At 67.3% G+C, this 20,053-nt stretch carries 19 protein-coding genes; 10 read left to right on the forward strand and 9 right to left on the reverse strand.

Annotated features, from left to right (window positions below; all coding sequences use genetic code 11):
• Window positions 1-185: 185 nt before the first annotated feature.
• The 4 genes from IBX18_RS22440 to IBX18_RS22455 form a co-directional block, all read right to left on the reverse strand.
• A complete protein-coding gene (locus IBX18_RS22440; RefSeq protein WP_194835555.1) occupies window positions 186-1,712 on the reverse strand; it encodes an FAD-dependent monooxygenase in 1,527 nt (508 codons plus the stop codon).
• Between the two features lie 69 nt (window positions 1,713-1,781).
• Window positions 1,782-2,792, reverse strand: coding sequence for a DNA topoisomerase IB (locus tag IBX18_RS22445; RefSeq protein WP_194835556.1), 1,011 nt, complete (start codon window positions 2,790-2,792; stop codon window positions 1,782-1,784).
• Window positions 2,793-2,859: 67 nt separating this feature from the next.
• Window positions 2,860-3,054 carry a general stress protein gene (locus IBX18_RS22450; protein ID WP_107657574.1) on the reverse strand — a complete coding sequence of 65 codons (195 nt, stop codon included), beginning with the start codon at window positions 3,052-3,054 and terminating at the stop codon, window positions 2,860-2,862.
• Window positions 3,055-3,156: 102 nt separating this feature from the next.
• A complete protein-coding gene (locus IBX18_RS22455) occupies window positions 3,157-4,425 on the reverse strand; it encodes a glycosyltransferase 87 family protein (RefSeq protein ID WP_194835557.1) in 1,269 nt (422 codons plus the stop codon).
• A gap of 127 nt (window positions 4,426-4,552) precedes the next feature.
• On the opposite strand from IBX18_RS22455, the gene IBX18_RS22460 reads away from it, so the two are divergent.
• The 4 genes from IBX18_RS22460 (at window position 4,553) to IBX18_RS22475 (ending at window position 6,742) form a co-directional block, all read left to right on the forward strand.
• Window positions 4,553-5,182 (forward strand): flavodoxin family protein, encoded by a 630-nt coding sequence (locus tag IBX18_RS22460; protein ID WP_194835558.1) that lies wholly within the window; start codon window positions 4,553-4,555, stop codon window positions 5,180-5,182.
• Window positions 5,182-5,811: a UdgX family uracil-DNA binding protein gene (locus tag IBX18_RS22465; protein ID WP_194835559.1), complete on the forward strand. Its 630-nt coding sequence runs from the start codon at window positions 5,182-5,184 to the stop codon at window positions 5,809-5,811. The genes IBX18_RS22460 and IBX18_RS22465 overlap by 1 nt, the downstream gene beginning before the upstream one ends.
• Window positions 5,812-5,838: 27 nt before the next feature.
• On the forward strand, window positions 5,839-6,231 hold the full coding sequence (locus tag IBX18_RS22470; RefSeq protein WP_194835560.1) for an ankyrin repeat domain-containing protein: 393 nt from the start codon (window positions 5,839-5,841) through the stop codon (window positions 6,229-6,231).
• 70 nt (window positions 6,232-6,301) lie between these two features.
• Window positions 6,302-6,742, forward strand: coding sequence for a nitroreductase family deazaflavin-dependent oxidoreductase (locus tag IBX18_RS22475; RefSeq protein WP_306796361.1), 441 nt, complete (start codon window positions 6,302-6,304; stop codon window positions 6,740-6,742).
• 3 nt (window positions 6,743-6,745) lie between these two features.
• Here the strand turns inward: IBX18_RS22475 and IBX18_RS22480 are convergent, their stop codons facing one another.
• The gene (locus IBX18_RS22480) at window positions 6,746-8,116 is read right to left on the reverse strand and encodes an FAD-dependent oxidoreductase (protein ID WP_194835562.1); all 1,371 of its coding nucleotides are present in this window, start codon (window positions 8,114-8,116) and stop codon (window positions 6,746-6,748) included.
• Between the two features lie 157 nt (window positions 8,117-8,273).
• Between IBX18_RS22480 and IBX18_RS22485 the strand changes: the two genes are divergently transcribed.
• Together IBX18_RS22485 and IBX18_RS22490 are read left to right on the forward strand one after the other, a co-directional pair.
• On the forward strand, window positions 8,274-9,830 hold the full coding sequence (locus tag IBX18_RS22485) for an amino acid permease (protein ID WP_194835563.1): 1,557 nt from the start codon (window positions 8,274-8,276) through the stop codon (window positions 9,828-9,830).
• Between the two features lie 63 nt (window positions 9,831-9,893).
• Entirely contained in the window at window positions 9,894-10,589 is a 696-nt protein-coding gene (locus tag IBX18_RS22490) for a hypothetical protein (RefSeq protein ID WP_194835564.1), read from the forward strand.
• Between the two features lie 30 nt (window positions 10,590-10,619).
• Here IBX18_RS22490 and IBX18_RS22495 read toward each other — a convergent pair whose 3' ends face one another.
• From IBX18_RS22495 to IBX18_RS22505, 3 genes are read right to left on the reverse strand one after another with little or no spacing between them, the layout of a single operon-like run.
• Window positions 10,620-11,108: a carboxymuconolactone decarboxylase family protein gene (locus tag IBX18_RS22495; RefSeq protein WP_194835565.1), complete on the reverse strand. Its 489-nt coding sequence runs from the start codon at window positions 11,106-11,108 to the stop codon at window positions 10,620-10,622.
• The gene (locus tag IBX18_RS22500; RefSeq protein WP_194835566.1) at window positions 11,105-12,184 is read right to left on the reverse strand and encodes a dihydrodipicolinate reductase; all 1,080 of its coding nucleotides are present in this window, start codon (window positions 12,182-12,184) and stop codon (window positions 11,105-11,107) included. Before IBX18_RS22500 ends, IBX18_RS22495 begins: the two co-directional genes overlap by 4 nt.
• Window positions 12,185-12,233: 49 nt before the next feature.
• Entirely contained in the window at window positions 12,234-12,665 is a 432-nt protein-coding gene (locus IBX18_RS22505; RefSeq protein ID WP_194835567.1) for a MarR family winged helix-turn-helix transcriptional regulator, read from the reverse strand.
• Window positions 12,666-12,721: 56 nt separating this feature from the next.
• Here IBX18_RS22505 and IBX18_RS22510 point away from each other — a divergent pair, with 56 nt between their 5' ends.
• From IBX18_RS22510 to IBX18_RS43140, 4 genes are all read left to right on the forward strand, one after another.
• Entirely contained in the window at window positions 12,722-13,759 is a 1,038-nt protein-coding gene (locus tag IBX18_RS22510) for a hypothetical protein (protein WP_306796362.1), read from the forward strand.
• Between the two features lie 589 nt (window positions 13,760-14,348).
• On the forward strand, window positions 14,349-14,678 hold the full coding sequence (locus IBX18_RS22515; RefSeq protein ID WP_194835568.1) for a hypothetical protein: 330 nt from the start codon (window positions 14,349-14,351) through the stop codon (window positions 14,676-14,678).
• 55 nt (window positions 14,679-14,733) lie between these two features.
• Window positions 14,734-16,986 (forward strand): serine/threonine-protein kinase, encoded by a 2,253-nt coding sequence (locus IBX18_RS22520; RefSeq protein ID WP_194835569.1) that lies wholly within the window; start codon window positions 14,734-14,736, stop codon window positions 16,984-16,986.
• A gap of 126 nt (window positions 16,987-17,112) precedes the next feature.
• Window positions 17,113-19,464 (forward strand): tetratricopeptide repeat protein, encoded by a 2,352-nt coding sequence (locus IBX18_RS43140; protein WP_194835570.1) that lies wholly within the window; start codon window positions 17,113-17,115, stop codon window positions 19,462-19,464.
• On the opposite strand, the gene IBX18_RS22530 is transcribed toward IBX18_RS43140, so the two are convergent.
• Window positions 19,449-20,015, reverse strand: a complete 567-nt coding sequence (locus IBX18_RS22530; protein ID WP_194835571.1) for an NADAR family protein — start codon at window positions 20,013-20,015, stop codon at window positions 19,449-19,451. The genes IBX18_RS43140 and IBX18_RS22530 overlap by 16 nt on opposite strands.
• Between the last annotated feature and the right edge of the window lie 38 nt (window positions 20,016-20,053).

The raw sequence follows: 20,053 nt of genomic DNA on the forward strand, positions 1-20,053 counted from the left end.
AAATGAAGTAATCGATGAGGCCGGAACCCCTTCTGGGGCATGGGGTTCCGGCCTCGGCAGCTATGCCCCTCTCGGGCGCACATGCCACTCGGCACCTCCCCCGCCCGCACCTCTGCAACCACCGCTGCCCCGCACCTCCCCTCGCGCATTCACCAGCCCCGCCTGCGCCTCTGCCACACCCGGCATTACCCCACGGCGCCGAACCACCGACCCAGCGCCGCTTCCAGCCCTTCCAAGCTGCCCCCATCGGCCGCCCACGCCACGAACCCATCCGGGCGAACCAGCATCCCCGTCAAATCCCCCGGCTCAACCGCCTTCGCCGTGACCACCCGCACCCGCGATGCCCAAGGCCCCACCGCCGCACGCAGTTCCGCAGAATCAGCCAGATCGAACAGAACCGCAGCACCATCGGCGAAGTGCCTGCCGAGCCGGGTCCCATCCGACAACTCGAAGTCCGGTACAGCCGCGCCGACGCGCTCGTGCCCGCCACCCAAGTCGTAACGATGCAGCACGCCGGAGATCTTCTTGAAGATGACAGTCGCCGCGTCCCGCGTGGCCAGCAGTTCCGTCATCACTTCCCGCAGTTTCCTGCTGCGCAGGTCGGTGCGCATCGACGCCACCTGAGCCCGGGTCCAGTCGAGCACCCACGCCCCGATCGGATGCCGTTCGGTGGTGTAGGTGTCGAGCAGGTCCGGCCGCGCCCAGCCGCGCACCACCGCGGCCAGTTTCCAGCCGAGGTTCACCGCGTCACCGATGCCGAGGTTGAGTCCCTGCCCGCCGAACGGTGAATGCACGTGTGCCGCATCGCCTGCCAGCAGCACCCGTCCCTTCCGGTATTCGGTGACCTGACGGGTGTTGTCGGTGAACCGGGTGGCCGAGTGCACGGCGGTGATCTCCACCGGAACACCGGACACGTTGCGCAGACTCGCCTGCAACTCCGCTGCGGTGATCGGTGCATCGCGGTCGGCGGGTGGCCCGTCGAGCTCCACGGTCAGGATCCGGCCCGGCATCGGACCGTGCACGTAGATCCCGGTGTCGGTCGTTGTCCAGCCCGGATTCAGCCCTTCGGCCCCGGTCATCTCGACGATGGCCTGATGCCCGGTCAGCTCCGGGTCGAGGCCGGGGAAGTCGAAACCGGCCAGCTTGCGCACGATGCTGCGCCCACCGTCACAACCGACCAGCCAGCCGGCGCGAACAGTGTTGTCGCCGAGGCGAATCGTGACCCCACTGCCGTCGTCCGCGAAATCGGTGAGCTCGACACCACGCCGCACGATGACACCCAACTCGGCAGCACGTCGCCCGAGGAGTGCCTCGATGCTCTGCTGCGTCACCAGATAGACCTCGGCGGCAGGCCCCAGATCCGCGAACGAGGAATGATCGAAGTCGACAAGGCCGGCCCCGATCATGATGCCCGCGAAATGCCCGAGAAACGGCGGCGCTATCGGCTCATCGGCCGACTCATTGCCTGCCGTGAGGAATTTCGCCATCTGGTCGCGCATCCGCGCACTCTCGGCAACGAGCTCCGGCAGCAACCCACGCCGGTACAACGCCTGCGCGGTAGGAACATTGATCCCACCCGCCTTCATCGTCGGATCGATCTCGTCCAGCCGCTCGACCACCAGCACGTCCACCCCGGCGAGCCGAAGTTCGCACGCCAGCATCAAGCCCACGGGCCCGGCGCCCGCGATCACCACGTCATATGTCTCGTCCATGGATCCGACAGTGCCGCGCGTCGATTGCGCCGCCCTTGCACGGCACTTGCACCGCGTCGAAGGACGGAATCACTTCACCTTGCGCAACAGCCGAATCACCGCCCGATCGACCAACTCCCGCCGCTCGTCGTCGGAATCGGCGCTCCGCGCACGACGCAACGCCGGGGCGATGGTCGATCCGTTCGCCCAGGCGGTCACCACCCGCGGGTCGACGTAGGAGTTACGCGCGACCGTCGGCGTGTTCCCGAGCGCCGCCGCGACGTCCTCCATCACCTTCTTCTCCACCGCTTTACGACCACGTTTCGACTCGGGCCGTTCGGCCGTGGCGAAGTCCGCGGCCGCCAATACCGTTGCCTGCCAGGTGCGTAAGTCCTTGGCACTGCATTCGCAGCACGCGAGTTCCTTGAACCGCAGATTGACGTCGTCGGCGTGCAGTTCGCGATAACCGGTCCCGTTCCGATAGACGAGCAACCGCGACGACTCGGCCGGGCAACGCCGCATGGCCCGAATGGCGTTGGCCACCAACGGTTCCCTGATCCGCACCCGCCGCCGGATGCCACCCTTGGCGGGGTAGTCGAACAGCATCTCGTCACCGGAGAGACGCACCTGCTCGCGTAGCAACGTGGCGACCCCGCGGGTGCCGTTCTCCTCCGCGTACTCCTCGCCACCCACCCGGAACACGCCGCGGTCCAGCAGATCGATCGCCACCGCCTCGGCGCGATGCTTGCTCAGCCCCCGCTCCCCCAGATCCGCCCTGACCTGCCGCCGCACCTCCGGCAGCCGGGCCGCGAGTTCGAGCACCCGGTCGAACTTCTCCTCGTCGCGTTCCCTGCGCCACTGCTCGTGGTACAGGTACTGCCGCCGGCCGGCCGCGTCGATGCCCACCGCCTGCACGTGACCGTTGGCGTGCGGGCAGATCCACACCTTGCGCCACGCGGGCGGGATCACCAGGGTTTTGATCCGGTCGAGGGTTTCCGCGTCGGTCACCGCTTCGCCGTCGGTCGTGGCATAGGAGAAGCCGCGGCCGCGTCCGACTCGGGTCAGGCCGGGGCCGTACACAGTGCTGCGGCGTAGGCGCATCGGAGAATCCTCGGCTGGGGACGGCCGATGGGCGAGGCAGTCGCCTCGCCCATCGGCTGCTGTCGTGCTATCGGTTCAGGTGGCTGCGTTCGCCGCCGAGACGTTTGGCCGCGACCGGTTGGGCCGCCGCACCCTTCTTGCCCGCCTCGCTGGCGCGCTTGGGGTCGTTGTCGAAGCTGCCGCTACTCGCCTTGCCACCCTGGCTGGCGATCTTGCGCTGCTGCTCCGGATCCATGGCGGCGAAACCACGTTGGGCTGCCATGCAATCCCTCCTTGCCTCGAGTACTTGTCGGCGACGGCTGGTTTGCCGTCACTGACGGCCCTACCCGGGGATCTCGGCAGCAAACACTAGGGGGTCGGAATTTCAGTGTTGGGGCACCAGCGCGGGGGTCGGCGCCGGCGCCCGCGCGGCCCGGCGACCCGACACGAAGTACAACGCGACGAGCAGCACGCTGAACCACACATAGGTGTTGCCGATGATGTGTTGCCATGGCGTCCATTGCGTTTCACGATGTTCGCCGTCGGGCAGCCAGTTCTGCGGTCCGTACACGAAGACCGCGGTGATGACGGCGATGGTCACCGACCAGCCGATCGCCTGACGACGCGGCAGCCGGGTGGCGTAACCGATGGTGGCCAGCAATGCCGGGGCGATCCACACCCAGTGGTGCGACCAGGAGATCGGCGAGAGCAGCAGGGTGAACACCGCGTTGATGGCCAGCGCGAGCGGCGGGAAGTCGACCGCGCGCCGCATGGCCGCGACCACGAGCACGAGCAGCGCGGCGCCGAGGATCAGCCACAGCGCGGTGAACGCGGGCTCGGGTACTTGCAACCGGGCCAGCACCGCTTGAATCGACTGATTGGTATGGAATGCCGATCCGCTCAACCCGGACACGTTGCCCATACCGCCGAACCAGTACTTCACCGAGTCGCGCGGCAGCACGGCGAAGCCGATCAGCGTCGCGGCCGCGCCGGTCGCCGCGGCCGTCGCCGCCGACTTGTAGTCCTTGCGCACCAGGAAATACAGCACGAACGCCGCCGGGGTCAGCTTGATGGCCGCGGCGATGCCGATCAGCATGCCGCGCCGCCAGCGCGGTTTGATCGCGAGGCAGTCGGCCGCGACCAACGCCATCAGCAGCAGATTGACCTGACCGAAGCCCAGCGTCGAGTGCACCGGCTCCAGCAGCAGGGCCAGCGGCGTCGCGCACCCGGTCACCATCAGCACCAGCTTGCGCTGATCCGCGCCGGGCCATACCCGCCGCGCGACCAGGTACAGGGTCACCCCGAGCGCGGCCACCGAGGAGACGAAGAAGGTGAACGCGGCCGCGGTCCACGGCAGCAGCGCGAACGGGCTCAGTGCCAGCGCGGCGAACGGCGGATAGATGAACGGCAGTCCGGCGCCGATGGTGGTCTGCGGCAGCTGTCCGTACATGTCGTTGCCGTGCCGTAGCGCGTCCACTCCGAGGCGATAGACCTGCAGGTCGATGAACCCGCCGGTGATCTTGTCGAACGGCCAGGTCGGCAGCAGCAGACAGAACGCGGAGAACGCGATACAGAGCACCGGTGCCAGCCACATCGCGACGCCGAGTCGACGATTCTTGGCTTCCGGCTCAACGTGGGTGGCGACACTACTCATCCGCGGCGACTATACCGACCTATCGCCTCCGGTACACCAGGTGGGAGGGCCTTCGGCGGCCGATGGAGTGAGCTCGACCGAAACGGGTACGTCGACAGCAGTCCCCCAACCGAAGGAGGTCGACCCGATGACCGCGTTGACGGCCGTAGCGCTGGTGTGCAGTTTGAAGAAATCACCCGAATCGTCGAGCACGGAACTGCTGGCCGGGCAGGTGATGGACGAGCTGGAGCGACACGGAGTGGGGGGCCGCGTAGTGCGGGTGGTCGACTACGACGTGCGGCCGGGTGTCACCGCCGACGAGGGCGACGGCGACGTGTGGCCGACGTTGCGCGAGATGATCGCCGCCGCCGACATCCTGCTGATGGCGACGCCGACCTGGGTCGGGCACATGTCCTCGGTGGCGCAGCGCGTGCTGGAGCGATTGGACGCGGAGCTGTCGGAGACCGACGACGCGGGCAGGCCGAGCATGGTCGGCAAGGTCGGCATCGCCGCCGTGGTCGGCAACGAGGACGGCGCGCACAAGATCATCGCGGATCTGTTCCAGGCGCTGAACGACATCGGCTTCACCATTCCCGCACAGGGCGGCACCTATTGGAACGGGCAGGCGATGGGCACGGTCGATTACAAAGACCTGTACCAGGTCCCGGAGTCCGTCGAAAGCACGACCGCCGCGGTCGCCCGCAATGCCGCGCATCTGGCCGGGCTGCTGCGCGCCGAGGCGTATCCGCCCTACGCGCGCGAGTCTCAGGAGGCGTGATGGAGGCCCCGGGTGCCGCCGAGTTCGTTCCCGACACCGCGGACCTGTCGACCCTGCAAGAAGCGTCCTGCCGCTGCCGGGGGTGCGATCTCTACCAGAACGCGACGCAGACCGTCTTCGGCGAAGGCCCCCCGGACGCATCCGTGGTGGTGGTCGGCGAGCAACCGGGCGATCAAGAGGATCGGCAGGGCCATCCGTTCGTCGGCCCCGCCGGACACCTGCTCGACAAAGCGCTCGACGAGGCAGGCATCGACCGGGACACCGTTTATCTCACCAACGCCGTCAAACACTTCAAGTTCGTCGAGCGCGGCAAGCGGCGGATCCATAAAACGCCCGGCCGTACCGAGATCGTCGCCTGCTCGGCCTGGATCAACGCCGAACTGGCGCTCATCCGCCCGCGACTGGTGGTGTGTCTCGGTGCGGTCGCCGCGCAGGCGGTGATCGATCCGGCGTTCAAGGTGAGTCAGCAACGCGGCGAGGTTGTTTCGCGGCCCGAGTATCGGGCGATCGCGACCGTGCACCCCTCGGCGGTGCTGCGTGCGCCGGATCGGGCCGAGGCCTATGCGGCGTTCGTCGATGATCTGAAGAAGGTGCGAGCCGAGATGGGGAAGCGCGCGACCTCGAAATGAGTCGCCGGGGCCTGGTAGGAATGGCGGATGGACGCTGACATGGACCCCAAACTCCTCGAGCTGGCCACCAAGGTGTTCGACTTCGCGCGCCAGGGTGACGCCGCCGCGCTGGCCACGTACGTGGACGCGGGCGTGCCCGCGGACCTGACCAACGAGGCGGGCGACACCCTGCTCATGCTCGCCACCTACCACGGCCATCGCGATGCGGTCGCCGCGCTGCTCGACCGCGACGCCGACCCGACCAAAGCCAACGACAAGGGGCAGACCCCGTTGGCCGGCGCGGTCTTCAAGGGCGAGAACGAGATCGCGCGCTTGCTCCTCGAATCCGGCGCCGACCCGGACCAGGGCTCCCCGTCCGCCCGCGACGCCGCGTTGATGTTCGGCAAGCCCGAACTGCTGGAGCTGTTCGCCGACTACTGACCGTCGGCGGAATTTCGCCGCCCACTTCATGGTTGCTGCCCGTGAAAACGTAACCACTGGAGGCAATGACGTGTCCGATCCCCACAGCCCCGACTCCGAACCGAAGAGCTTCAACCAGCAGGTGATCGATGAGTTCCGCGCCAACGCGGGCAAGGTCGGCGGCATGTTCGAGGGCGCGGCGATGGTGCTGATCACCACCACCGGCGCCAAGTCCGGACGGCGCATCACCACCCCGCTGGTCTACCTGCCCGACGGCGACCGGGTCGTGCTGATCGCCTCCAACGGCGGCAACGACAAGCACCCGGCCTGGTACCACAACCTGCGCGCCGATCCCGACCTCACCGTCGAGATCGGCACCGAACAGTACGCGGCCAAGGCCGAGGTCGTCTCGGGTGCCGAGCGCGACGAGCTCTACGCCAGGATGGTGGAGATCATGCCGGGCTTCGCCGAATACCAGGCCAAGACGTCGCGGGTGATCCCGGTGTTCGCGGTGTACCGCAGCGCGGCTTGAGCGCTACCCGCGCTCGCGCACCGCGCTGACCGCCTTGCGGGCGGCCACCAGCACGGGGTCCCACACCGGGGAGAACGGCGGCGCGTAGCCGAGATCGAGGGCGGTCATCTGTTCGACCGTCATCCGCGCGGTGAGCGCGACGGCAGCGATGTCGACGCGCTTGCCCGCACCCTCGCGGCCGACGATCTGCACGCCGAGCAGGCGGCCGGTGCGCCGCTCGGCCAGCATCTTCACGGTCATCGGCGCGGCATCCGGGTAATAGCCCGCGCGGCTGGTCGATTCGACGGTGACCGTGACGAATTGCAGGCCCGCGGCCCGAGCGTCCTTCTCCCGCAGGCCGGTTCGCGCGACCTCCAGGTCGCAGACCTTGCTGACCGCGGTGCCGACGACGCCGGGGAAGGTCGCGTAGCTCCCGCCCACACCGGCGCCGATGATCTGGCCGTGCTTGTTGGCGTGCGTGCCGAGCGCGATATGGCGTTCGCGACCCGACACCAGATCGAGCACCTCGACGCAATCGCCACCGGCCCAGATGTTTTCGTGACCGCGCACCCGCATGGCCAAGTCGGTGAGCAATCCGCCGTATTCACCCAGTGGCAGACCGGCCGCACGGGCCAGCTCGGTATTCGGCTGCACGCCGATGCCGAGCACCACCACAGCCGCGGGGTATTCGACGCCGTCGGCGACCACCGCGCCGACCCGGCCCTGCTCGTCGGTCCGGATCTCGGTCACCTCGGCATTACTGACCACCTCGATACCCATGCCGCACATGGCATCTCGGACCAGCGCACCCATGTCCGGGTCCATCGTCGACATCGGCTCGGGGCCGCGCTGGACCATCGTGACGTCGTAGCCGCGTTTGATCAGCGCCTCCGCCATCTCCACACCGATATACCCGGCACCGACGACCACCGCGCGCTTGCCCTCGGTGCGTTCGAGCGTGTCGATCAGCGCCTGCCCGTCGTCGAGGGTCTGCACGCCGTGCACGCCGGTCGCGTCTATGCCAGGCAGCGGCGGCCGGCTCGGGCGGGCGCCGGTGGCGATGACGAGTTTGCCGTAGTCCGTCCAGGATTCGGTGCCTGCGTCGATGTCGCGGGCACGCACCCGGCCGCCCGCGACATCGATCGCGGTGACCTCGGTGCGCATCCGCAGATCGATGTCGCGGGCGCGATGCTCCTCGGGGGTGCGGGCGATCAGCGCGTCCCGCTCGCGCACGTCGCCGCCGACCCAGTACGGGATGCCGCACGCGGAGTACGAGGCGAACCGGCCGCGCTCGAATACCACGATCTCCAGTTCGCTCGCGCCCTTCAGCCTGCGTGCCTGCGAGGCCGCCGACATCCCGGCCGCGTCACCACCGATGACCACCAGTCGCTCCATACGGCTCACGCTACGGCCGACCGCCGGTCGCCGAACGCAGGGGTCGCCGCGATTTGCGCGCGGTATTCCGGTTGCCATGCGGTTGACTCGGGTTTACTCCACACTGATCTTCTGGCAAACGCTGTGTGAGGGCAGTGTTTACATCCGGGAGCTGTATATGAGCGAACAACCGTCTCCGTCCGATGATGAACGTCGGCTCGCCGAACTCGGCTACAAACAGGAATTGGCCCGATCCTGGTCCGGATTCTCGAACTTCGCCATCAGTTTCACCATCGTCTCCATCCTGACCGGCGGATTGGCCAGTTACGGAATCGGTTTGGCCAACGGCGGCCCGATCACTATGGCCTGGGGCTGGCCGCTGGTCTCGATCATGGTGCTGTTCGTCGGCATGGCGATGGCGGAATTGGCCTCCGCCTACCCCACCTCCGGCGGCCTGTACTGGTGGGCGTCGCAGCTCGGCGGGCCGGTCTGGGGCTGGTTCACCGGGTGGTTCAACCTGATCGGCCAGATCGCGGTGACCGCGGCCATCGATTACGGCGCGGCGATCTTCACGACCGCGGTGCTCAATGTGATCGGGATCGAGATCGGCACCGACCGCACCGCGATCTTCCTGGTTTTCACGGTGATCCTGGTGCTGCACGCGGTGTTGAACGCGATCGGCCCGCATCTGTCCGCGGTGATCAACAATATCTCCGCCTGGTGGCACGTCGGCGGTGTGGCGATCTTCGTGCTGGTGCTCGCCTTCGGCGCCGAAAACCATCAGAGCGTCGATTTCGTGTTCACCGAGACCATCGACAACAGCGGTGTCGGGTTCGGCGGGGTGGCCTTCAGCTTCCTGCTCGGCCTGTTGCACGCGCAGTACACGTTCACCGGTTACGACGCCTCGGCGCACATGTCCGAGGAGACCCACGACGCCTCCCGGATGGCGGCCAAGGGCATCATCAACACCATCGTGGTGTCCGCGATCGCCGGCTATCTGCTCATCATGGCGGTGACCTTCGCGATCCCGAACCTCGACGACGCGCTGGATCCGACCAAGAACAGCGGCTACCCGGTGATCTACATCCTGGAGACCTCGCTCAGCTCGTTCTGGTCGGGGCTGCTGCTGATCATCGCCGCGATCGCGCAGTTGTTCTGCGGATACGCGTCGGTCACCTCGGCCTCCCGCATGCTGTTCGCGTTCGCCCGTGACGGCGCGGTGCCGGGATCGGCGCTCTGGTCGAAACTTTCGGCCAGGAAGGTGCCGGTCAACGCGGTGCTGTTCATCTCGGTCTTCGCATTCGTACTGCTGATTCCCTCGATGCTGGTGCCCGCCGAGAACGCGCCGACCGCCTACGCGGCCGCCACCTCGGTAGCCACCATCGGCCTCTACATCGCCTACGGCATACCGATTCTGCTGCGCCAGGTGCACGGGGCCCGATTCCGCACCGGCCCTTGGCAACTCGGCCGCTGGTACCGCCCGATCGGTATCGTCGCGCTGGCCTGGATCGCCCTGATCAGTCTCCTGTTCATCCTGCCGATGGACGACCGAGGCTACCCCTGGCACAGCGACTTCACCTGGAACACGGTCAATTACGCCCCGATCGCGTTGCTCGGCGTCGTCGGCGCCATCGGCATCTGGTGGGTGCTTTCGGCGCGCACCTGGTTCACCGGACCTCGGCGCACGGTCGAGGACGCGCCGGAGGCCGGCGACGAAACGGCGGTCAACGCCTGAATGAACGGCTCGGAGCGACTACTGATTCGCGGCTTGTCGGTACCGGTCGCTAGGTTCGACAGTATGGAAAGGATCGACCCGGAGGACAATGCGACCGTAGGTCGGATTGTGTTTCCGGGAAACCCGTGGCCCGCCGGACACGCGATCGACGAGTTCGCGTGGTCCGGGCGGATCGACGAGAACGGCAATTTATGGTTCGACCTGCACCTGCGGTCGGCCGAGTACGGTGCCGACGGGGTACCGGAAAGTGCTGCGGACGGCGCGGATTGGTCGTCGCCGCAAGTGTGGCGCAACTACGGGAGTTGCACGCTGTCGTCCACCTACTGGGGGGAGGACGACGGCACCGGATTTCTCGCCGCCACGCCGGGTAGTCCATTCCATTTGAAATCGTTGACGCCGCAACGTTTAACGGCCGATCCGCTACCTCTCGTCGATATCGATCAGCTCGAATTTCTCGCATTCAATATCTACCTGCTCGGCCACGATTCGGTGGCCGACCAGGAGGTGTCTTTCACCCGGCGCCAGGACGGCAGCCACCACATCGACTGGCACGGACGTATAGCGCTGACCTATGCCGGTGACGTCGAGTTCCGGCACCGATTCGAAGCCGAGATCGCGGCGACCCTCGAATACATCCGCTACCCCGCGACGCTGTCGCGCGAGGAGGCCCACGATCACCTGCAGGCCGTCGTCGACGCGCCGGAATTGTTCGAGGCGGGACTCGTCGACGGTCAACCTGCCTGGGTGCCGAAACCGTAGGTTGCCTGACAGCCCGGGTGCGGGGGTCGGCTACGCGGCCGAATGTCCCGGCAGCACACAGGCGGTGTCGAGTCCGAGCACGCGATTCAAGCGACCGAAAGCCAGCCAGGAACCGATGCTCATGCTGAGTTCCACGACTTCGACCTGGGTGTACTCGGCGAGCATGCGGGTCCAGAACTTGTCATCGATACCGTGGTGGTCCAGGGCGTAGCGCTCGGCGTATTCGGCGGCCAGCCGGGTGCGTTCGTCGAAAGCCGCGGTGGTGCGCCACTCGGTGACGGCGTCGGCGAATTCCGGCTCCACCTTGGCGCCGTCGCGTTCGGTGCGCCAGTCCTGGCAGAAGATACAGCCGTTGATTTGCGCGATCCGCAGCCGGGCGGCCTCGAATTCGCGCAGACCGAGCGTGCTGTGCGAATACACCGCCATCGAGAACTGGGCGGCGGCGACCCCGATACCGGGCACCATTTCGCCCCAGACGTAACCGATCGGGTCCTTGCCCTCGGGGATATCGATGATCATGGATTTTTCCTTCCGAGTTTGCCGACTGCCGGACGCAGTGGAATATCGAGCGCGTCATAGAGCCCGGGTTCGGCCGCGGCGAGCCAATCGATGGCGCTCACCAAACGACCTACGGCAGTGGCATTTCCACCCGCGGAACGGTTGCCGTTCTCGTCGGTCGCCTCGATGATGACCTCGATGCGCGGGCGACCCTCGACGATCACCCGGTGCGCACCGTCGCCGTCGGCGGGCGCGGGCCAGTCCGGCGCGCAGGACGGGTGAATCCGCGTGACGTGTTCGATGACGATCCGCGGCTCGCCCGCCACGATGCCCTGCACCTCGAAGCGCACCGCGCCCTGCGTGCCCGCCGCGAACTCCCCCATCGACACGGTGGTGATCGTGGCTTCGAGCGGCCGCCGATCCAGCGTCTCGCGGATCTCGTCGAGTTCGACGCCGAGCGCCCGCGCCATCAGCCGAATCTGGCCGCCCCACACCATGGTCGGCACCGTCGGCGCGAGCATGGGCGGCTGGTAGTCCATCGGCTGACCCATGCCGACGAGGTAGCGCACCGAGTCCGGCTGGTCGTAGGTCGAGTAGTCGAAGATCTCCTGGCAGCGGAGCACGTCGATGGTGCCGCCGAGGCCGCTGAGCAACAAGGGCAGTACATCGTTGCCCCAACCGGGGTCCACACCCGAGACGAACAGCGAGCCGCCGCCCTCGGCGATCGCGGCGAGCACCGGGTCGCGGATCTCCGCCGGTGCGTTGCGTGGGTCGTAGAGGGCGTACAGCGCGGGCGTCACGACTATCGCACCCGCGCGGATCGCCCGCACGATGTCGGCGAGTGCGTCGTCAGGGCGGATGTCGCCGGATGCCGCGTATACGACTGCGCGCGGTTTTGTCGCCAGCACCGCGTCGATGTCATCGGTGGCTGCGACGCCCAGCTGATGGTCGAGATCGCTCAGCTCCCCGGCGTCGCGACCAACCTTGTCCGGATTGTGGACGAGGACATTCGTGAGTGTCAGCGCCGGATGGGCCTCGACGGCTCGAATGGCCGCCCGGCCGACATTGCCGGTGCCCCACACCGCCGTGGAGATCATACCGGGAGCGTAGCAAGCGCTTGGTCGGTTTTACGGCGTAATCGCGAACCTACCCTGGCTCGTTGTACCGGGCCAGGTACTCGGCCAGCCGGGCCACGTCGGCGTCGTCCCACGCGGCGAGCCGTTCGGCGAACGCGGCCTCGCGCCTGCGCTCGGCCTCCTCGGCCACCCGTCTGCCAGCCGCCGTCGGACGTAGCAGGTGATTGCGCCGATTGTTCGGATCGACCTCTTTGACGAGATAGCCGTCGCGTTCCAGCGTCGCGAGTTGCCTACTGACCGTTGACTTGTCGAGCAGGTAGTAGTCCGCCACATCGGCGGCCTGGCAGCCGTCGCGTTCGATGACCAGATCGAGGATGCTCGACGCGACCAGCGTCAGGTTCGGGTGCAACTCCGCCGCCCGCCCGCGGGCCCGCCGCGCGAAGGCGGTGATCTCGCGCTGAATGGTCCGGATGGCCTCCGTGCGGGAGGACTCTCGTTGCATGGTTGTAGAGTACAACCATTGCATAGTTGTATTTACCAACCATTGGGAGTCGATTCGTGAAGTCACAGCAACTCCGGCACCTCGCCGTCCATCTGCTCACCCCGCTGCTGATGTGCTTCGGCATGGCGCTGGCCTACCTGGGCGCGTTCCACCAGCCCGAGCCGAATCATCTGGAGGTGGCCGTTGTCGGCACGTCGCCGGAGGTGAAGGTGCTCGCGCAGACCCTGAAGGACAAGGCGGGCGACAAGCTCGAGGTCGTCACCCTGCCCAGCCGTGAGGAGGCGAATTCTCGGCTGCTCGACCGCTCGCTGGCCGGCGCTTATCTTCCGGATGCCCAGCATCCCGAATTGATGGTGGCCACGGCCGGTTCCGACACCACCGCGATGGCCGTGGAGAAGGTGTTCCAGCAGGTCGCCGCACAGCAGGGCGTGCCGCTGAAGATCACCGACGTCGCGCCGACCGCCGAGGGCGACCCGACCGGTCAGGGCATCTTCTTCCTGCTCGTGGCCTTGAGCGTGGGCGCCTACGGCTGCGTCGCGGTGCTCGGCGCCGCGGGCGGAGCGCTGCCGATCAGGGCTCGTGCGGCGATCGCACTGCTCACCTCGCTGCTCGTCAGCCTTATCGGCATCGCCGTCGCCGCACCCATCTTCCATGTCGTGGACCACGATTACGCGGCGATCTGGGCGATGTGCTGGTTGTATTCGGCGGGCGTCATCCTGGTCGGACTCGGTTTGCACACCTTCCTGAAGCACTGGACCACGCTCGTGCTGATGGTGCTGTTCGTGATGCTGAACTTCACCACCTCCGGCGGTATCTACAGCCCCGAGCTGCAGAACGGGTTCTTCGGCGCGCTGCATGCGTTCTGGAACGGTGCCGGTTTCGTCGAGGGTGCCCGCAATCTGTTGTATTTCGACGGCGGAGCCGGGTTCGGCGGCAACATCACCACACTGGTCCTGTGGCTCGTCGCCGGCGTGTTGCTGATGATCGTCGCGGGGAGTTATGAGAAGCGGCAGACCACGGCCGGGCCGAAACATGCTGCGCCGCATGATGATCGGGAAGCCGAGGAAGAGATGGAAGAACTGGTCGGCGTCTGATCCGATACCGCAACCAGGACACTGCGGATGAGCGCCTGCGCCGGTGATGCCGAGGTTCGCCCCTCGGCACCACCGGCCATATTTCACCAATTGGCCGGCGCTTGCCGGGGTCCCTGTAGCGCCAGATCACCGCAGCAGGTAGCATCATGTGCGGTCGGTCCGCGTGAACTCTCCGCCATACCCACCGAATCCCTCCTCAAAGTATCTGTAACCGTCGGTTACAGATAAATCGAGCTGGCTGATGCCGACGCCCTCTCGACACCGGCAGATCGACACTCCGGCGCAAATCCAGGAACTCTCCATGTTGCTCACGCCGGATTTGGATCTGCCTACCGATGTCATTTTCAGGTAGATATCGATGCTTGACGGTTGCTGAAACAACGACGAATCCTGCTCCCAGGCAATACATCATGGCGACCGACGGCATCATATGAATGTTCCCGCCTGGAACTTGGGCCACAAAGTTCCCCAATCGTTTGCCGAGCCCTACCGCCCCTACCGAACAGCGGTTAAGTTTGAGGAAGCTCGGGGCTTACAGATGAGGCCATCCACGGCGCCAGGGGTGGCATCCACGACAAGGAGGGTGGTGATGACGACACAACCAGCCGCAATCGGTTACGTGCGGCACGATATCTCGGGTGCGCAGCAAACCTGGGACGAGACTCAAATCCGAAGTCTCGCCAAAAGACTCGGATACGAACTCATCGAGAACGTGGTCTTCGGCGCGGACACCGCCGACCGCCTCGGTCAGCTCGGCGACATCGTTCGGCGCCACGATGCCGAAGCGCTGATAACACCGACCCTCGAGCACCTGGACGGCACCGCCGAACCACTGGTCGAGATCTGCGACGTTATCACCGTCCGACCCGAGAACACCTACGCCCGCTGGGCCTTCCCTCAGATCCAGGCCGACGGCTGACCACCGACCCGGCGAACATCCGGCTTCCGCGCGTCGACGGGGATACGATGCGCAGATGGCGCACCCCGCCCCGCCGATTCCGGGGGCGACGGTCGCATCGGACCGTTCGCCCGCGAACTCGCGCGGGAATGGTGTCGCGGAGGTGGTGGCGCAGTTCACCGAGGCGTGGCGAGCCGGCGACGAGCCGCCGGATCTGCGGGCCTACCTCCCCGACTCCCCCGGTATCCGGCGGGTGTCGTTGATCGAGTTGATCAAGGTCGATCTGGCCAATCGGTGGGGACGCGGCGCGGCGCCGAAACGCCTGGCCGACTACGTCGAGGATCTACCGGAACTGCGGACCTGGCCGCTGCCACCGGATCTCATCTACGAGGAGTTCCACGTCCGGCGGCGGGCAGGCACCGCGGTGCAGGTCGCGGAGTACACCGCGGCGTATCCCGAACAGGCCGAACAACTTTCGGAAATGCTGGCGACCGACGACTACCACAGCACGATGATGTCGGCCGCCGAGCCGGTGAACCTCGACGACCTCGACGCCGGTCAGCAGATCGACGACTTCGACCTGATGACCGGCCTCGGCCGCGGGGCCTTCGCGCGAGTATTCCTGGCGCGCCAGCGGTCGATGCAGCGGCTGGTCGCCGTGAAGATCTTCCGCGACAAGGGCACCGAGCCGCAGACGCTGGCGCAACTGGATTACGACTACATCGTCCGGGTCTTCGATCAGCGCGTGCTGGAGCACCGCAAGCTGCGGCTGCTGTACATGCAGTACGTGCCGGGCGGCACCCTGTTCACCGTGCTGGAGCGGGTTCGGGTGACGCCGCCGGAACACCGGGACGGGCGGCTGCTGCTCGACGTCATCGACTCGGTGCTGGCGGGCAAGGGCGAGATCAGGCCGAGCGAATCGCCGCTGCGGGCACGACTGGCCCAGCTGTCCTGGCCGGAAACCATTGCCTGGCTGGGGCGGCGGCTGGCCGAGGCGCTCGATTACGCGGGCAATGCCGGTGTGCTGCACCGCGATATCAAACCGGCGAACGTATTGCTCACCGCGGACGGCATTCCCAAGCTCGCCGACTTCAATATCAGCTTCAGCGGCAATGTTTCGGGTGACAGCCCGGTCGCCTACTTCGGTGGCTCGCTCGCCTATATGTCGCCCGAACAGCTTGCGGCGGTACACCCGGACCGCCCGGGCACAGCCGAGGATCTCGACACCCGCAGCGATCTGTACGCGCTCGCCGTGGTGCTGTGGGAATTGCTCACCGGCCGAAAGCCTTTCGACGACGACTCGGTGACCGGCGGCGATCGCACGGCGCTGGACGGCATGCTGGAGCGTCGCTCCGGCAGTCCGAAAGCGCTTCCCTACCAGGACCTTCCGCCGGATTGCCCGGCGGCGCTGGAGCGCGCGTTGGTACGCGCGCTCGATCCGGAGCCGGACAACCGGTGGCCGTGCGGGGCGGACATGGCCCAGCAGTTGGAGGTCTGCCTCGACGCCCGAGCCCGCGATCTCGTCGACCCGCCGCCCGCCAGTTGGCGATTGCGGGCACGCAAGCTGATGCACCCGATCATGGCGCTCGCCATCGCCGTGCCGAACGCGCTCGCGATCTGGTACAGCTACAACCACAACCGGACACTCATCATCAGCAAGCTGGACGAGCAAGCCCAGCATCGCTTCGACCAGATCGCGGTGACCACCTACGGACTGTGCTTCCTGATCGGCTTCGTGGTCACCAACGTGCTGCTCGCGAACCTGTGGTCGATTTCGCGCGGACTGCGCAAGGGAAAGTCCTACGACGCGCCGACCCTCGCCCGCGCACGCGGCGACACCTTGCAACTGGGCAAGCGAAACGTGCTGACCTGCTTCGCGCTGTGGGTCATCGCGGGCGTCGCGGTGCCGGTGTCCGTGCAGGTCTCCGGTAACCACATCACGCCCGAGTCGTACCTGCACTTCTTCATCACGCAGATCGTGTGCGGCGCCATCGCCATGGCGTATCCGTACTTCATGGTGAACTTCTACGCGGTGCGCTCGCTGTACCCGATGTTCCTGCGTCATGGCGGACTCGGCGCGCAGGACGCACGCGCGCTACGCCGACTCGACCGCCGCAGCACCTACTTCCTCGCCATCGCCGCCGCCGTTCCACTGCTCGGTGTCGCGGGCGCCACATTCATTCCGGCCGAGGACATTCCGGCGGTCATCGTGGCGCTGCGGGTGCTGTGCGTGGGCAGCGCCCTCGCCTTCATCGGCGTGTACTGGCTGTTCCGCATGCTGGAGCAGGACCTCGCCGCGCTGGAACGCATCGTCGCCCGCTCCGCCTGAGCACCGCCGCGGGCGCGTCAAGGGGCCGCATGATTGCTGCGCCATTCCCGGCTTCGGCGAGTACGGTATATCCCGCCGCACAGCGCAGGGACGGCACGACGCATTCGGCGGAAAGGCGGGCATCACGTGAACGAGCCGTATTCGTCATGGGCCGCTCGGAATTCGCCCGATGATCGGCCGCTCGCCGCCCGATACCAGAGCGCGGAACCGATCGTCTTGCGTGGCAGCAAGGTCTATCCGATGTACACCGAGCAGGTCGGGCCGGATCCGACGGCAGTCACCGTGACGCTGCTGTCCGCCGCGCCACCGGCCGGGCTGCGCGGCCTCGGCATGGGGCTGTCGGTCGTCGACGGCTATGTCGGCCTGAACGGGCGCCGCCTCAACGGGGTCGATGTCTGGTCCGATGCCCTCGTCGGCGGCATCAGCTTCGACATCATCGGCACCGCCCCCGGCACGCTGGTGACGCTGACACCCGTCTGGGTGGACGGATTCGGCGAACAGAAGTCCTGGGTCGGCAACTACGGCATCGTCGTGGAGAACACCCCGGACGGGCGCGTGGTGCTGTGGTGCAGCATCGGCGAGGGACCCGCCAATTTCGCCAACCTCGTCGTCGAGGTACAGACCGCCCCGGTCGAAGTGCAAACCGCCCCAGCTGGCCCAGAACCCGCAGTGGACGCCCAACCCACCCATCCGCTGCGCCCGCCGAACCTACCGCCGACTTCGACCGGCACGCACCCCTCGGCTGCACAGCAGAACATGCACTCGCCGCAGCACAACCCCGGTGGGGTTATCCCGGCGAACACCAACCCGCCGACCACACAGCCAGCCCCACACAGCCCCGGCAGCAGCTTCGCCGCGAACACCAATCCGCCGACTACGCAACCAGCCCAGCACAACCCGGGCAGCGACTTCGCGGCGAACAACCACCCGCCGGCCACGCAACCAGCCCCACACCACCCCGACGACGGCTTCGCGGCACACACCAACCCAACAGCCACACAGCCAGCCCCACACAACCCGGGCAGCGACTTCGCGGCGAACAACCACCCGCCGGCCACGCAACCAGCCCAACACAACCCCCGCGGCAGCTTCACCGCGAACACCAATCCGCCGGCTACGCAACCGGCCCAAGACAACCCGCGTAGCAGCTTCGCCCCGAACACCAATCCGCCTGCCACGCAACCGGCCCAGCACAACCCGGGCAGCAGCTTCGCCGCGAACAACCCCCCGCCAGCCACACAATGGGCCCCACACCACCCCGACGACGGCTTCGCGGCACACACCAACCCGCCGACCACGCAGCCAGCTCAACACAACCCCGGCAGCAGCTTCGCCCAGCCTGCGGCTACGCACCCGGCGAGCACAGCGCCGCCGACCACACAGTCGGCCCAATACAACGCGAGCGACGGATTCGCTGCGACCACCAACCCGCCTGCCGAGCACAACCTGGGCGGCGGTGTCGCACCGAACAGCCACCGGCCGACCACACAGCCGGCTCAACACAACCCTGGCAGCGACTTCGCCGCGGACACCAACTCGCCCGCCACACAACCGGCCCCAGACAACCCCGACAGCGGCTTCGCGACAAACAGCAACCCACCGACCACACAACCGGGCCCACACAACCCGGGCAGCGACTTCACCGCGAACGCTCACCCAGCGGCCACCCAGCCTGCGGCCATGCCCCCTGGGACCACAGCGCCGGCGGCCACGCAGCCAGCGACGGCGCACCCGCCGACCATGCCCGCGGCTCAGCACAACCCCGGCGGTGATTTCGCAACGAACAACCGCCCGCCGACCAACCAACCAGGCACGCACAACCCAGGCGACGGATTCGCAGCCAACAACCACCCGCCTGCCAAGCAATCAGCCACACACAACCCAGGCGGCGGATTCCCAGCCAGCAACCACCCACCGACCACGCACCCGGCGACCCACAACCCAGGCGGCGGATTCGCGGCGAACCCCTCGCGGCCGAGTCCCGCGTATTCCGGTGTGGCACAGCCGCCGCCGAACCCGCACGCCGATACTCAGCCCACTCCGACACCACCGCTCGGCTCGGACGCCCAGTACGGCCCCGGCGTCCAATCGGCCCCCACCCGCCCCATGCGGTCCAAACCACCGGCCGACGAGTCCCCGGCACCGGACACAGGCGCGGGCTACCGGACCGCCCTCTACGACCTCGGCGTCGCCATGTACAGCCGCGGTGAGGAAGACCAGGCCTGCGGGCTGTGGATGCAAGCCGCCGACGCCGGCCACGCGGGCGCCGCCTACGACCTGGGCGTGGTCCACTTCCGCCGCGGCGACTTGGACGACGCGCAACGCTGGTGGCACGCTGCCGCCGAACGTCGCGAACCGCGCGCCATGGCCGGCCTCGCCGAACTCCTGGACCGGCAAGGCGACTACGCCGAGGCCCGCGTCTGGCGGGCCCGCGCGGACGAGGAGCGCGTCGCCAACGCCGATCAGTCCGTCGGCTGACCGCCACGCAGTGCCGCGCGCGCGTCCATCAGCGCGAAGCCGAGCAGGTTCAACCCTGGCCACTGCGCGGGATCCTCGGCGCGGGGATCGTCGGCGGCGAGCCCGATCCCCCAGATCCGGTCCACCGGACTGGCTTCCACCAGTACCCGGTCCCCCGTCCCGAGCAGGTACTCCGCCAGTTCCGCGTGCTGCCCGAACTTCGCCACGTTCCCGCGCACCACGATCTCGTACCGGTGCGCGCTCCACACGCCCCCGTCGAAGCCGCGGACCTCCCGCCCGAGCGCTTTGGCCTCCTTCGGCGTCGGCGCCGCCAATACCCGCTCGGCGTTGTCCATATCGCCGAACAGCCGCGCCTTACCCCACATCATGTAGTGCTCCGCCGACCGGAACTCCGCCCCGTCCAGCACGAAAGACGCAGGCCACCACTGACTCAAACAGCTCGGCCCGATCCGGCCGCTGCGCTCCGGCTGATGCCCCCAGAACAGCAGATAGTCCACCTTCTCGCCCGCGGCTGTCGCCTCGACCAGGTCGCCTACCGAACGCAGGTTCATGATCATAGTGTGCCCTATGGTCCGCCCTTCCTGCCTAC

Origin of the sequence: Nocardia sp. XZ_19_369 (assembly GCF_015355715.1) — a bacterium.
Lineage (GTDB): Bacteria > Actinomycetota > Actinomycetes > Mycobacteriales > Mycobacteriaceae > Nocardia.

What these genes read in the sequence shown, in the direction of transcription:
- IBX18_RS22500 (WP_194835566.1), bottom strand. Translation starts at nt 12,184, where the DNA reads ATGATCTCCACGGCGGTGTGGGGCACCGGCAATGTCGGCCGGGCGGCC.
- IBX18_RS22470 (WP_194835560.1), top strand. Translation starts at nt 5,839, where the DNA reads ATGGACGCTGACATGGACCCCAAACTCCTCGAGCTGGCCACCAAGGTG.
- IBX18_RS22465 (WP_194835559.1), top strand. Translation starts at nt 5,182, where the DNA reads ATGGAGGCCCCGGGTGCCGCCGAGTTCGTTCCCGACACCGCGGACCTG.
- IBX18_RS22520 (WP_194835569.1), top strand. Translation starts at nt 14,734, where the DNA reads ATGGCGCACCCCGCCCCGCCGATTCCGGGGGCGACGGTCGCATCGGAC.
- IBX18_RS22445 (WP_194835556.1), bottom strand. Translation starts at nt 2,792, where the DNA reads ATGCGCCTACGCCGCAGCACTGTGTACGGCCCCGGCCTGACCCGAGTC.
- IBX18_RS22495 (WP_194835565.1), bottom strand. Translation starts at nt 11,108, where the DNA reads ATGATCATCGATATCCCCGAGGGCAAGGACCCGATCGGTTACGTCTGG.
- IBX18_RS22530 (WP_194835571.1), bottom strand. Translation starts at nt 20,015, where the DNA reads ATGAACCTGCGTTCGGTAGGCGACCTGGTCGAGGCGACAGCCGCGGGC.
- IBX18_RS22480 (WP_194835562.1), bottom strand. Translation starts at nt 8,116, where the DNA reads ATGGAGCGACTGGTGGTCATCGGTGGTGACGCGGCCGGGATGTCGGCG.
- IBX18_RS22455 (WP_194835557.1), bottom strand. Translation starts at nt 4,425, where the DNA reads ATGAGTAGTGTCGCCACCCACGTTGAGCCGGAAGCCAAGAATCGTCGA.
- IBX18_RS22440 (WP_194835555.1), bottom strand. Translation starts at nt 1,712, where the DNA reads ATGGACGAGACATATGACGTGGTGATCGCGGGCGCCGGGCCCGTGGGC.
- IBX18_RS22450 (WP_107657574.1), bottom strand. Translation starts at nt 3,054, where the DNA reads ATGGCAGCCCAACGTGGTTTCGCCGCCATGGATCCGGAGCAGCAGCGC.
- IBX18_RS22505 (WP_194835567.1), bottom strand. Translation starts at nt 12,665, where the DNA reads ATGCAACGAGAGTCCTCCCGCACGGAGGCCATCCGGACCATTCAGCGC.
- IBX18_RS22460 (WP_194835558.1), top strand. Translation starts at nt 4,553, where the DNA reads ATGACCGCGTTGACGGCCGTAGCGCTGGTGTGCAGTTTGAAGAAATCA.
- IBX18_RS22490 (WP_194835564.1), top strand. Translation starts at nt 9,894, where the DNA reads ATGGAAAGGATCGACCCGGAGGACAATGCGACCGTAGGTCGGATTGTG.
- IBX18_RS22485 (WP_194835563.1), top strand. Translation starts at nt 8,274, where the DNA reads ATGAGCGAACAACCGTCTCCGTCCGATGATGAACGTCGGCTCGCCGAA.
- IBX18_RS22515 (WP_194835568.1), top strand. Translation starts at nt 14,349, where the DNA reads ATGACGACACAACCAGCCGCAATCGGTTACGTGCGGCACGATATCTCG.